We start from the raw sequence: 13,397 nt of genomic DNA, 5'->3' as shown, positions 1-13,397 counted from the left end.
GTAAGCTTTCAGCCGGCATTTACCCAAAAGGCGGGTCTTCATGTCCGCCGATTGCCCATAAGAGCAGATGTTGCGCATGTCCGTTCACCGCTACCGTGGCGATGAGTGTCTTGTAAGCGTGGTGGGTAAGCCGCGGTTCCACTGGAATGAGGCAACAATTCTGACAGAGGCTCTCTCTGCAGTCGAAGCCTGGAAGGTTTAGGATTACTATGTTTCTGCGTCACGATCCTAGTTCTCTATGCAAGACGACGGGCGCTCTCCTCGTCGTGGCGATCTTATCGGCTCTGCGCGAGATGCTGTTCGGCCGACAAGGTCTTTTGGATATCACCGTCACCGAGGCTCCGAACCTCGATGGCTGCGTAGAGGTCGACGTCCTAAGCAACTTTGCGCTGCTGTACAGCGGTGCATCGCCGCAACTCGCCTGAGAGCGCGTCATGGAGCGGCCGGCCCTCAGTGTCCTCATCAATAATTACAACTACGCTCGCTTCGTTGGGCGGGCGATAGACAGCGTGTTGAGCCAAGACGCGCGCAACGTCGAGATAATCGTCGTCGATGACGGCTCCACCGACCAATCGCGGTCCGTTCTGCAAGCGTATGACAGCCGAGTGAAGGTGATCTTTCAGGAGAACGCAGGACAGGCCGATGCGATCAATACCGCTGTGGGATTAAGCATGGGCGAGATCCTCTGTTTTCTGGATGCCGACGACTGGTGGGCGCCGGGCAAGCTGTCGGCGACGGCTGCAGCGTTCCGCGCAAACCCTCAAGCATCGCTCGTCTATCACCGACTGCAGCCAACGCTTGTCGATGGCACGCCGACTTCCAAGCCGATCCCTCGAAGCCTGTGTTCGGGCGCTTTGTCGCCGCTACTCACCAGATCGGCGGGTTGGTGGCCTTTTCCGATGACGTCAGCCATCGCGGTACGACGTAGCGCGTGGAATGCTGCGGGCAGCATTCCCGAACAATTCCGCATATCAGCCGACGCCTGGCTCGTGGGGATCTATCCGTTTCTGGGGGACGTCATTGCCATGCCGGATGCGCTTGGATTCTACCGCATCCACAATAACAACTGGTATCGCGCGACCGAGGATGCGACCACGCTAAGGAGGCGGATGACGCACTGGCAGCATACCGTCGAAGCAACGAACCTGTTTCTCTCAGCCCATAAGCTACCGGCAAGACTACATCTGACGGATCACTATCCCTATCGCATCGCGTCGGCAAAGCTGCAGGGAGCTGATGCACGCACCCGGTTCAAGCTTGCCCTCGAAGGTCTCTTCTTTGCCGGCGAACCGAACCTGCTCAGGCGGACGCGCGATAGTTTGCGCTCGGCGCGCGGCCTGTCACGGCTCGGTCTGGACGTCGGCTTGTCGGAGGCGGCGAAATGAAGGCGCTGCTACTGGTTTCCGAACTGGAAGACTATACCATCTCATTTGCCAGCGGCGTTGCCCAACACCTGAACGTTGTGCTTGCCGTACCGCGCCGGCGCTATGCACATCTTGCCTCTTCCATCGATCCGGCTGTCGATCTGCACCTTCTGGACTGGCCGAGACACCGTTCTCTCTCCAATCCCTGGTTTCTGTACCAGCTTACGCGTCTGATCCGGCGGGAACGGCCGAACCTCATTCATCTCCTCAGCAATTCTACACTTTGGCTGAACCTCGCCGTGCCGTTCTGGCGCCCGATCCCGCTTGTGACGACCATTCATGACGTGGAAATCCATCCCGGCGATTCCGATACGCGTACGCTGCCCGGCTGGGCCCCCGAATTGATGGTGAAGCAATCCGGACATCTTGTCGTCCATGGCGAGGGACTGAAGCGGCTGGTCCTTAATCGATATGCAAAATCGGCGGACTGTGTCCATGTCCTGTCGCATCCCTCCATCCTTCGCTATGCGGAGCTCGCCCGGCGACAGAAGATGACGCCGCGCGAAGCGGATGGAACTATACGCGTCCTGCTCTTCGGACGGATTTTTGCCTATAAGGGCCTCGAACATCTGGTCCGGGCCGAGGCGATGCTCAAGGACGTACTTCCCAACCTGCGCATCACGGTCGCAGGCCGTGGCGACGATCCGCTGATCTTCCAGCCGCTCATGGGGGATGCCGGCCGCTACGACATTCGCAATCGTTTTATCGAGGATGCAGAGGTCGCCCAGCTTTTCCTGGACACCGACATCGTCGTGCTTCCTTATACGGAAGCATCCCAAAGCGGTGTGCTCAACCTTGCCGCCGCATTTGGCAAACCGGTCATCGTTACGGATGTCGGCGAGTTGCGGGGCACCGTTCAGCCCAACGGGTTGGGAATGGTGGTCCCTCCCGGAGATGCCAACGAGCTCGCGGCAGCAATCAGGACATTGGCAGACAGCGGCGAGCTTAGAAACAATTTCGGTGCCAATGCGCTCGAATGGGCCAAAGGACCCAATTCGCCTGAACGGGTCGGCGCCCAGGCCGCGGCCGTTTATCGGGAGGTGGTCGGGTCATGCTGACGGAGGCCCTCACGGACAGAAGTCGAATGGCAGCACGGAGCGCGGCTAGCGTCCGCCACTATGTTCCGGGCGGCTGCGAGAACGGCGGCGGCATTGGCAGGCTGGTCGGCTATATAACAGAGACAGCGAAAGAGACCGGCACGAAACACTTCGTCACCGATACCAGAGGTGCTCGATGGTCTAAGGTGACGTCACCCGCACGCCTGCTCGGCGCCATCCTGACGATGGCAAAGGACCGGTTTGTCGCGCCAGCCCGCATTCACCATTTCCATATCGCTGGCCGCGGCAGCACCTACCGAAAACTGATCCTGAGCGAGGCTGCCCGTTTGTTCGGGTGCTGCCACATATTGCACCTGCACGACTACGACTACGCCGGCGACTTTGCGAAACGCTCGCCGCGCCAACAACGGCTCATACGTCGGATGTTTCAGAATGCCGATCGCGTTGTGGCGCTCGGCCGGCGTGATTGCATGACGCTGACGACACTTTTGGGCGTAGACGAGCGCCGCACGGTCGTTGCCCATAATTGCGTCCCCGATCCTGGGGCGCACAATATTCGTGTCGGTCAGGCCCCGTTGATTGTATTCCTTGGCCGGTTGAGCGAACGCAAGGGGGTCACGGAGCTTCTGTTGGCCCTGAGCCACCCAGTCATGAAAGAACTCCGGTGGCGGGCCGTACTGGCAGGCGACGGACCTGTCGAGGATTATCGCCGTCAGGCTGACGCCATGGCGCTTTCAAATCTGGTAGAGATGCCCGGCTGGCTTGACGCCGGTGAGGCGCGAGCCCTGTGTGCGCGTGCAGATATCCTGGTCTTGCCTTCGCACGCCGAAGGTCTGGCAATGGCCGTGCTCGAAGGGCTGTCCCACGGCCTCGCCGTCGTCACCACGCGTGTCGGGGCGCATGACGAAGTCATTACCGATGGCGAAACCGGGCTCTTCGTCCCAGTCGGAGATCAGGATGCCTTGGCTGCAGCCCTGGCGAAGCTGGTGTCCGATCCAGAGATCTGCATCCGCCTTTCGGTCCAGGGGCGCGCACATTATCTAAACCACTTCAGCATGACGGCCTATATGCGGTCGCTCGAGAAACTTTACGAAGCCGTTTCCGCGAAACCTCAAGCAATGGTTGGCGCACGATGACGATTTCCACTGTTCCGCCGGACCGCAACCTTCCGATCTCACAGATGCGCTACGATCCTCGCTTTCAGGTGGAGACCAAGGCGGACAACTTCGATCTGGCAGCCGCCTTCCGTCTCATCCGGCGAAGAGCGATCATGATCATCGCGATAACCGCGCTTCTGATGGCGCCCACGGTGATTATTATCTCTGGGTTGAAGCCCGCCTATCAGGCCTGGGCCCGATTAATTATCCACCAGCCTCTCGCAACATCACTTGGTGCCGACGATAGCCACAGTGATCTACTTGACGCGAAATCGGAGACTGAGCGGCTTCTATCCAGAAGCATCGCAGAGCGGGTCGTCCACGAACTGCGGTTCAACCTGCGGCCGGAATTCAATCCAGCGCTGCGCGAGATCTCGTTCATTGACAGGATCCGGGCAATATTGCGCGGCCTGTTCGACACGGAAAAACCCACCTCGCCTGTACGCGACAACATCGACGCCATCATCCCGGAATATTTTAGGGCGCTCGGCGTCTGGCACGAAGACAAGAGTGACGTGATCCAGATCAGCTTCACGTCGAATGATCCTGAACTCGCGGCCGCGGTCCCGAACCGGATCATCAGCATTTACCTCGATGAACGGAAGGACAATCTCGGTGGCCGTCTGGATTCAGCGCAAAAATGGATCCGACAGCGCATCACCGAACAGCAGGCTCGCGCGGATATTGCCCGTGACGCTGCTCGCAACTACCAAGAATCGATGGACGTCGTCTCGAAAGAGGATGCTCAGGATGAACGGATCAAGTCAATCATAGAAGTCACTGGCCGTGAAGGGAAAATCGAAGAAAGTCGGCTTGAAGTCAAGGCGACGATATCCACGTTGGAAGCAACGGATAACGCTTCGGTCGCTGCGGAGAATATTGCCGTCCCCGACAACATTGCCACAAAGCAACGCGATCTTCGTGCACAGGAGCAAGATCTCGGCCGCCTTCTTCAGACATATGACGGCAATGCCGAGGCCGTGGTGGACTTACGTGGGAAGATCAAGGAATCCCGTGCCGATCTCAACCTTGCGACCAAGCAATATCTCCAAACGATGCGCGCCAAGCTCGCCGCACTTGATCACGAAGCTCAGTCAATACAATCCATCTTGGCTGAAGCTCACGAAAAACGCACACGCGATGCCATGGTGCAGACGGAATTGACGCGACTGCAACATATCGCCGACTTGGAACAAACGGCACTCGACAAACTTGAGGATCAGCGCCGTGACCTTGCCGCGAAGGCCATGCTGCCGGGGGCGGAATTGGAAGTTTTATCGCCGGCTTCAGTACCGATCGCGTCACAGGGACGTGGACGGCTTTTCTATCTGGTGGGTGCGCTCCTGGCTGCAATCTCGGGAGCCGTAACGGCTGCTTTCGTGATCGAAATGTCGGACCGGACGGTCCGGAGTTTCGACCAAATGGCTGCAATGGCGCGCACGATCCCGGCTGGACTTATCCCGCGTCTAGCGCGGTGGGAAAATTCGAAAACGATGTTCGAACATATGCCGGTCCCGATGTTTGACGAAGCAATCCGTACCGTGGTGCTTTCACTCAAACAGTCCAATGGCGGCAAATTACCGAACAGTATCGTCGTTACCTCGGCCCACAGCGGGGAAGGCAAGTCGCTTGTCGCGAGATCGCTGGCTATCGAACTTGCCGCCGCCGCAATTCCGGTGCTGCTGGTCGATGGCGATCTTCGGCGGGGAAGACTCAATTCGTTTTTCAGGTCGGGGTTAATATACGGACTGAACGAATTCCTGAATGGTCACGCCGATCTCCGCGACATCGTCTACCGCCATCCAAGCGGTATCGACTTCATTCCATCTGGAAAATTCAGTCTCCAGCGGCGCACCCGTTCGAACGGCCTGGCAGAAATCATCGAGATGGCGAGCGCGGGCGGCCAGATTGTCATCTTCGACAGCGCGCCGGTGCTCGCCTCGACGGATACCGTACATTTGACTGCCCTGGCGGAAAGAACACTGGCAGTTGTCAGGTGGGGAAAGACGAGCCGCCGCGCGGTCGAGTTCAGCCTGCAGCAAATGAAAAGCTCGCGAAATTCGGAGGTTGTTGTCGCGATCAACAATGTAAATCCGGAAAGGCATGCGTTGTATAATTTCAGTGACTCGGAGCTGTTTTCGAAATCCCTGATGAAATACTATAAGTTAAAATCATAAATACTTCCTAAATAAACCATAATAGCTCACATTTACGCAAATATACGCACTAAACATGAAAATATGCTTCTGCATTGGTATTCGAGTTAGAGGGCAATCATGGATGCGGGAATGACAAAGAACCGAAAAGTCGCGCTAATTACGGGTATAACTGGTCAGGACGGTGCGTATTTGGCCGAATTGCTCCTGGAGAAAGGCTATATTGTTCACGGCCTCAAGCGACGCTCATCATCCTTCAACACCAGCCGCATCGAACATCTATACGAGGATCCCCATGTCGAGAATCCTCGCTTTATTTTGCATTTCGGGGACATGACAGATTCGACGAATCTCATCCGTGTCGTTCAAGAAACGCAGCCGGACGAGATCTACAATCTCGCCGCACAGAGCCACGTTCAAGTCTCTTTCGAAACGCCGGAATATACAGCCAACGCAGATGGAACCGGCACCCTTCGGCTGCTTGAAGCAATTCGCCTGCTGGGGCTGACCAAGAAGACCCGCTTCTATCAAGCGTCCACCTCAGAACTCTACGGCAAAGTCCAGGAAGTCCCGCAGAGCGAGACGACGCCGTTCTACCCTCGATCACCCTACGCGGTGGCCAAGCTCTATGCCTACTGGATAGTGGTCAATTATCGCGAGGCATATGGCATGCACGCCTCGAACGGCATTTTGTTCAATCATGAAAGCCCGATCCGCGGCGAAACATTCGTTACGCGCAAAATCACCCGAGCGGCGGCTGCGATCCATCTTGGGCTGCAGGAAAGGCTCTATCTCGGCAATTTGGATGCCAAGCGCGACTGGGGACATGCACGAGAATATGTCCGCGGCATGTGGCTGATGCTGCAACAGGACCAACCGGAGGACTATGTGCTTGCGACCGGCGAAACGCACTCGGTTCGTTCCTTTGTTGACAAGGCCTTCGCCAAGGTGGGCATGCCGATTGATTGGCGCGGGAACGGGGTTGAGGAAAAGGGATACGATAAGATATCCGGTCAGTGTGTGGTGGAAATCGATCCAGCTTACTTCCGTCCGACTGAAGTTGATCTCCTGATTGGCGATCCGGCGAAGGCGCACACGAAGCTTGGCTGGAAACATGAGACCAGTCTTGATCAGCTGGTTACGGAGATGGTTCGCGAGGATCTGAAAGTCATGGCACGAAATGTTCCGTCGGTCGGTGTAACCAAAGGTTTTGCCCATGCCTGAGGTGATCTACAGCCTTGCCGGAAAAAGGGTCTATGTCGCGGGCCACCGCGGCATGGTGGGCTCTGCGATTGTGCGGCGTCTCGCTTCCGAGGGCTGCGAGATTTTGACGGCCACTCGCGCCGAGGTTGATCTCAGACGGCAGGACCAGGTTGAGGCCTGGATGAGTAAGAATCGTCCCGACGCTGTCTTCCTAGCTGCTGCGAGGGTCGGCGGTATTCTCGCGAACGCTACCTATCCGGCCGACTTCCTTTACGACAACTTGATTCTGCAAGCGAACGTCATCCACGCAGCCGATAGAGCTCACGTCGAAAAACTGATGTTTCTGGGCTCGTCCTGCATCTATCCGAAATTGGCCGATCAGCCGATCGTCGAGGACTCACTTCTGACTGGATCGCTTGAACCCACGAATGAATGGTATGCGATTGCCAAAATTGCCGGATTAAAGCTCTGCCATGCCTATCGCAAACAGCACGGTAGAGATTTCATCTCGGCCATGCCTACCAATCTTTATGGTCCAGGGGACAATTTTGACCTCGGGTCGAGCCATGTCATGCCGGCGCTCATACGCAAGGCGCATGAGGCCAAGATCAACCAGCAGCAAGAGATATGCATCTGGGGAACTGGCACGCCGCGGCGCGAATTCCTGCATGTTGACGACTGCGCCGACGCCTGCCTCCATCTCATGAAGACCTATTCCGCCGAAAGTCATGTGAACGTAGGTTCAGGCGAAGACATTACCATCCTGGATTTGGGATACCTCGTCTCCAGGGTCGTAGGTTTCGAAGGCAAGATCACGCGCGACCTTACCAAGCCAGATGGCACGCCACGTAAACTCTTGAGCGTCGACAAGCTTCGCACTCTCGGCTGGTCGCCTAAGATAGGTCTGAAGGACGGTATCGCGGACGCCTACCGCTCCTTCCTTGATGGGCATTATCTCGAACGCAGCAACAGGGCTTTGCCGGGCGACTTGATCGGTCAAAGCGATATCGGTTTTGAGAGAGCCAAAACTTCGGAGCTGCAGACGCCCACACTCTCTACGGTCGCACATCATCCCTTGCGCACAGCGAATTTGCACGAGGGATAATGAGGTTTTGTCTCGGGGGGGGCGCATATGCTGGGGGGAGCAAATAATGCAACCAGTAGAAATCAGGATTGCAGCATTAATTTTCCTGATAACCGTGTGGGTGATGATTATTAGAGCGGCAATCGATTTTTTCGCAGTTCAGATGCCGATATCGCTTGTCGCGTTCTTACACGGATAGTCCATGTCGGATGGCTCCGAGAGATTAGCTTCGAACCGCGGTGGGCACCCTTTCCTGAAGCGGGCGCTCAGTTTCTCCTCGCCGATCTGTCGGCCGGTAAAGCCGCAAGAACGCGGTATCACCGAATTGACGGTAAGCGCGGAAAGCAAGATGCCTGTGCTCGAGCCAATCTTGCCGACGGTCGAGGGGTCACGTCTCCTTGAGACGCCTCAGCGCTACACCCCGTCTAAAGCGGCCAAAGCGGTGACACCAGGTAATGGTCTTCCGCAGATCATAACTCTTTGAATATATGGTAAACGCCTCGTTAACCAGAAGTGATATCCCTCATAGCTTCCGCCATTCATAGCGTTTTGGGGAGTCTCTTCTCACTTTCGCTAAGCCAGAACCGTTTCAGTGACGCCCTACGGAATCATGCGAACCTGATCAGGTTTTTCGCGCATGCTTTTGCAGCTTCTTCCTCGCGGCTGTGCGGCGGATGTGAAGTCTCGAGCGAATTGAGCAGTTCGCGCGCGCATGCCGCGATCGAAACGATTGCGTGTTCGAACGCTGTCTCATTGCGTTTCGAGGGTTTGGTCGTTCCACTCACCTTTCGTACGAACTGCAATGCGGCATCATGGATTTCCTGATCGGTCGCCGGCGGATCGAAATTGAACAGCGTCTTTATCTTTCGGCATATGACTTGCTCCTAGTCATCTTCATCTCCTTTCGGCCTTAAGACGGGCTGCCCACTCACCGGGCAGCGCAGGTGCTGCGGTCCTTTGCCCGTTCGCAAGGATCTTCTGGCCATCCATCAGACCGTGCATCCTAGGCCGCTCCACCGCGGTTGTGAACCAAGATACCGTCACCGCCGTCGTCGGATCGGATGAAGCCAACCCTTTGTTGCATTAAACCACGTCACGGTACCCGTCGCCATAGCGACTAACCTTGATCATTTCATTCTGCCGCACCTTGATCGGGTGATCACATTTGACGACAAGAAAGATAGATCCTTCTGAATATCAAGCCGAAGCAATCCCACGGGCACCGTCACGCTTCCGCTGCCCGTTGCGAGCGTGCAGAGGCCAGGAATTTGGCTGCGTCTGCCGACCGCGCCTCTTCCCTCCACGATCGTGCTCATGACGCCGTTTTCCTCCCGACACCGCCATTAAGGCGCATCAACGCCATCAACATCGGGCCCAGAGAAAACTCCCCTTGTCGCGCTTTTGCCGTCAGGTCCCGCAAATAGCCGCCGGCCGAATTGATATGCCCTGCCCTTTCGAGGATGCAGGCCATAGCGACCGCGGCATTTTCAGGGCCCATGACTTCGCAGGCATCCTGATAGGCCGATGGGCTGACGCCGAGCGTCGATCGAACGACGACCGCCGCCGACATCAGGTCCCGCCAACCAGTGACACCGCCTCCCGGCCCGTAGTCTACGATATCCGGGCACGCTTGCAGCACCATGCCCAAGGGAAACGCCTTTATCGGCTCCCTCGACGGTCGACCGGCTTGGCTCGTTTTCGCCCCCTGCTCTTGTTCAGAGCATGGTTCAAGTTCATTGTTGGAATCGGTATTTGAATTCTGTATGTGGCGTTCAAAACCGACATCATTGGTGTCTGTTTTTTCAGATTTCATCTGCGTTTCCAGCACGCTGACGATCTCGTCTCGCAGCATCTCCATCTCTGTGAGAACATGCTCCAGGTTTGCTCTCGTCGGTGAACGCGGGATCTGAGCCACCACGCTCAGGAAATGGTTCTCGATTGCCGCCCAGTCTCCAGCTGCGCCCTCCTCTACGGCGGCGGAGATCAGCTTGCGGACATCCCGCCGGCAGATCGAGAGCGCCTCCTTCGTCAGAAGAAACCGCCTACGCTCGGCTGCGACCTCTTGTGCCATCTGCGCGAGTTCTTCCGCGCGGGCAAGCATCGGCGCCAGGCTGAAACCGAAAGCTTGCTCGATGTCTCCGGCGCTGCCCTTGTGGGCATACCGCTTTCCATTGGGGCTGTCCTTGCGCACGATGAGCCCGGCATCGACGAGCGCAGCGAGGTGCCGGCGAAGGGTCGTGCCCGTGATGCCATGGGCACGGATCGACAATTGTGCATTTGACGGGAACACGACCAGCCCGCGTTGCTCCGACAACTCTGCATGCGGATAGAATGTCAGCAGCGCATCTAGCACTGCCAGAGCCCGGTCCTGGACCCCGAGGGTTGCGCGCGCCGCGCACGCGTCGCGAAAGATTCTCCATTTGTCGGCCGTCTTTCCAGACTTGATTTCTGCGGTCTCGAGCTGCCTCTTCACCAAGGCAAGAGTCATCGGCCGCCGCCCGACGGGCGTCGTTACACTTCCTGACTGCATGTCATTTCACCTTTCAAAAAGGCAAAGCTCATCGTCCCGCCGAATTGGCGTCCAACAACTCTTGACAGTGATTCCGGGAAGTGCGATTCTCTGGGTGCTAAACGAGAGAAATGGGCTTCCGGATGGACATTCGGGGGCCTTTTTCTTTACCTGATTTCTTCTTCCTTCTCAGTTTCTGTCATTACGACGTCCGCCCATCGGACGCCGTTACCTGTCTCGGCGAAGTTCTTCGAACTCCGCGTGCAGTGCTTCCAGCTTGTCGGTCAAAAAAGCTGCGAACTCGGGAACCACTCGCTCATCAAAGCTGATGCGCGTCGTTTTGCCGATCCGCTCGATGCGCGCTGCCTTCTGCCCTTTTGCATTTCGCCAATGCTCGCCGCCGCTCGCCTTCTTCTTTGGTGTCGCTGCTACCGCCAACGCCTTTGCGAAGCGCTCATCCGATGGAAGTTGCAGAAACGCCGGCTCGGCGATCAAGGCTTCGATCTTCTTGCCTGAGGCCGACATGGTCTCCGCAAGTGCCATCCATCTCGAACGACCGGCCTTCGGGGCAGGTCCGATCGCTTGAACGATTGACTGTGGCAAAGTGCGAGCGATCGAGATGTAGCGGCTGAGATCGGCCTTGTCGGTCGAAAGCGCCGAAAGGATCGTTTCCCGCTTGTAGCCAGCCTCTTCCAAGCGCAAGGCAAAGAGCGCCTTCTCGATAAATGACAGGTCCTGTCGATCGAGGTTCTCCTTGCCCTGCGCGATGACCAGCTCGTCGTCACTCAGGTTCCGGACGATCGCCCTCACCTTCACGCCCAGCCTTGATGCCGCCCGCAACCGCCTGCGGCCGTATGCGATCTGATACCAGTCTGTACGGCCGGTCACCGGCCGAACCAGGATCGGCACCTGCTGCCCGTGTTGCCCAATGCTGGATACCAGTTCTTCGAACCCAGGATCGACCTCGATGGAAATCCGGTCTCCGACGGAGGAGTCAGAGACCATGGCAGGATCAATTTCGATGACCGCATGCCCCGCAGAGAGCTGTTCTTGAAGCCGCGCGGCCGCACGTGCGCCTTCGCTCATTTCCTGGAGGGATGTGCCCATCGCCGATATCGCGCCGGAGCGAACGCGCTCGGGGCTCTTGCTGGCGGAGGCGCCGGCGGCTGGCGGTTCGGTTTTTCGCATAAAGAGCGAGTTGACGGTGTCTTTCCTGCTCATTTGCCATCTCCCAAGTCTACAGCTGCGCTGACCAGATGCCGGCCGGATGCATTGGGCGCACCGGTTAGCGCAGCAAAGCTGCAAGCTCGCGGCGACGCGGAGGTGTAATTCCTCCGCTGGAATAGGCGGGGATGATACCGACGCTCGCGATCGATTCCGTTGCCTGAAGAGGGCAGGGGCCTTTTTGTGAAAGTTGGGAGCTCCCAACTTCTTCCTGACAACACTTCGAACGACTGTCCCAGACGAGTGAGAATTGCCCCGCGTCCAGCGCGACTTTTGCGCCTCGATTGAAAGTTGGGAGCTCCCAACTTTAGGCAACCTGTCGGCCCGAAGTGGATCTGGTCTGCTCCGCAGATCATCGCTTACTCCGTCCCCAGCCGGCGCGGATCAGGTTCTCGATCTCGCAATTGACAGCGTCGAGCGACTCCATGGCGCGATCGTAGGTCGAGCGCGTCAGGTTCTCGCGGCCGATTTCATAGAGCGTCTGTTTTGTCAGACCCGCGTCGGAAACAGCCGCCGACTTCACCATCGGGTTCGTCAGCACGCTGTCGTCGAAGAGGTTTCGCAAAAGAGCCGCGACCTTCGTCTGCGGCGCATCCTGAGGTTCGAACCGCGTCAAAAGGTACTTGATGAAGTCGTAGCGAAGCTCGCCTCCGGCATCCCGGACGACTCCAAGAAGATCGTGGGTCATCAGCAGGAACTGGCTCATCGACGCGATGTCGAGCATCTGAGGGTGCACGGTCACGACCATCGAGGTCGCAGCGCAAAGTCCGCTGAGCGTCAGATAGCCAAGCTGTGGCGGGCAATCGAAGACGATCACATCATAATTGTCGGCGACATCATCGAGTGCGCGTGCAATGCGCAAGAAGAAAATCTCGTCGGCGCCTTTCGCGCCATTCGTCAGCGCTCTTGGCGTCGTATGCTCGAACTCCATGAGCTCCAGGTTGCCTGGCACGAGGTCGAGCCCGTCGAAGTAGGTTTGGCGGACAACGTCGCTCAACGGACGCCGCTCTTCGTCATAGCGGATTGCCGCATAAAGTGTTTCATTGCTGCCGACGTGGGTTTCGGGCAATATGCCGAGAAGGGCGGACAGGCTGGCTTGCGGGTCAAGGTCGAGCGCAAGCACACGGTAGCCCTGAAGCGCCAGATATTGTGCGAGGTGGACGGACGTCGTGGTCTTGCCCGATCCGCCCTTGAAGTTCGTGACCGCGATGACTTGGAGATGATCGTCGGGTCCACGGCGGGGGAGAAAATCGTAAGCGTCGCGTCCACGTGACGTCGAGGCGAGCCTTGCGCGGAGCTCATTGAGCTGAGCCAGGGAGTAAAGGCGCCGGCCGTTTGTGGTCAACTCCGGTTGCGGACCATCGCCGGCGAGGCTCATCTTGCGCAACGTGGAATCGGATATGCCGATGAGCTTGGCTGCTTCACCGGAGGTAAAACGCCGCAGTGTCTTGCTTGCAGTCGGCGGGAAAATCGCCTCGCTGATCGATTGGAGCTGTGAACTGAGCAGCGACGCATGCTCACCAATGGTCTCATCCACGGTTTTCTGCGATGCCAATCGAGTAGAACGAAGCGGCTTGCTCAC

The 13,397-nt window shown here is 57.5% G+C and carries 11 protein-coding genes; 7 read left to right on the top strand and 4 right to left on the bottom strand.

Features of this window, described 5'->3' with window-relative positions; translation table 11 throughout:
* Positions 1–209 precede the first annotated feature (209 nt).
* The 7 genes from N2600_RS33345 to fcl all read left to right on the top strand — a co-directional run bounded on the left by N2600_RS33345 (position 210) and on the right by fcl (position 8,103).
* The gene (locus N2600_RS33345) at positions 210–425 is read left to right on the top strand and encodes a hypothetical protein (protein WP_162116592.1); all 216 of its coding nucleotides are present in this window, start codon (positions 210–212) and stop codon (positions 423–425) included.
* A 9-nt stretch (positions 426–434) separates the two neighbouring features.
* Entirely contained in the window at positions 435–1,385 is a 951-nt protein-coding gene (locus N2600_RS33340; RefSeq protein WP_260299895.1) for a glycosyltransferase family 2 protein, read from the top strand.
* Entirely contained in the window at positions 1,382–2,482 is a 1,101-nt protein-coding gene (locus N2600_RS33335) for a glycosyltransferase family 4 protein (protein ID WP_017969304.1), read from the top strand. Before N2600_RS33340 ends, N2600_RS33335 begins: the two co-directional genes overlap by 4 nt.
* The gene (locus N2600_RS33330) at positions 2,476–3,618 is read left to right on the top strand and encodes a glycosyltransferase family 4 protein (protein ID WP_260299894.1); all 1,143 of its coding nucleotides are present in this window, start codon (positions 2,476–2,478) and stop codon (positions 3,616–3,618) included. The genes N2600_RS33335 and N2600_RS33330 overlap by 7 nt, the downstream gene beginning before the upstream one ends.
* The gene (locus N2600_RS33325; RefSeq protein WP_260299893.1) at positions 3,615–5,816 is read left to right on the top strand and encodes a GumC family protein; all 2,202 of its coding nucleotides are present in this window, start codon (positions 3,615–3,617) and stop codon (positions 5,814–5,816) included. Before N2600_RS33330 ends, N2600_RS33325 begins: the two co-directional genes overlap by 4 nt.
* Before the next feature lie 99 nt (positions 5,817–5,915).
* Complete coding sequence (gmd, locus tag N2600_RS33320; protein ID WP_260299892.1) at positions 5,916–7,019, top strand: GDP-mannose 4,6-dehydratase; 1,104 nt, start codon at positions 5,916–5,918, stop codon at positions 7,017–7,019.
* Complete coding sequence (gene fcl / locus N2600_RS33315; RefSeq protein WP_260299891.1) at positions 7,012–8,103, top strand: GDP-L-fucose synthase; 1,092 nt, start codon at positions 7,012–7,014, stop codon at positions 8,101–8,103. The genes gmd and fcl overlap by 8 nt, the downstream gene beginning before the upstream one ends.
* 587 nt (positions 8,104–8,690) lie before the next feature.
* Here the strand turns inward: fcl and N2600_RS33310 are convergent.
* The 4 genes from N2600_RS33310 to repA all read right to left on the bottom strand — a co-directional run bounded on the left by N2600_RS33310 (position 8,691) and on the right by repA (position 13,370).
* Positions 8,691–8,957, bottom strand: coding sequence for a DUF2277 domain-containing protein (locus N2600_RS33310; protein ID WP_260299940.1), 267 nt, complete (start codon positions 8,955–8,957; stop codon positions 8,691–8,693).
* A 437-nt stretch (positions 8,958–9,394) separates the two neighbouring features.
* The gene (repC, locus tag N2600_RS33300; protein ID WP_260299890.1) at positions 9,395–10,612 is read right to left on the bottom strand and encodes a plasmid replication protein RepC; all 1,218 of its coding nucleotides are present in this window, start codon (positions 10,610–10,612) and stop codon (positions 9,395–9,397) included.
* Between the two features lie 207 nt (positions 10,613–10,819).
* Positions 10,820–11,812 carry a plasmid partitioning protein RepB gene (repB, locus tag N2600_RS33295; RefSeq protein WP_260299939.1) on the bottom strand — a complete coding sequence of 331 codons (993 nt, stop codon included), beginning with the start codon at positions 11,810–11,812 and terminating at the stop codon, positions 10,820–10,822.
* Between the two features lie 355 nt (positions 11,813–12,167).
* Positions 12,168–13,370 carry a plasmid partitioning protein RepA gene (repA, locus tag N2600_RS33290; protein WP_260299938.1) on the bottom strand — a complete coding sequence of 401 codons (1,203 nt, stop codon included), beginning with the start codon at positions 13,368–13,370 and terminating at the stop codon, positions 12,168–12,170.
* Positions 13,371–13,397: the final 27 nt, after the last annotated feature.

The sequence above is a fragment of the Rhizobium sp. WSM1274 genome, assembly GCF_025200775.1.
Lineage (GTDB): Bacteria > Pseudomonadota > Alphaproteobacteria > Rhizobiales > Rhizobiaceae > Rhizobium > Rhizobium leguminosarum_I.
This window is presented reverse-complemented; position numbering and strand designations above follow the sequence as displayed.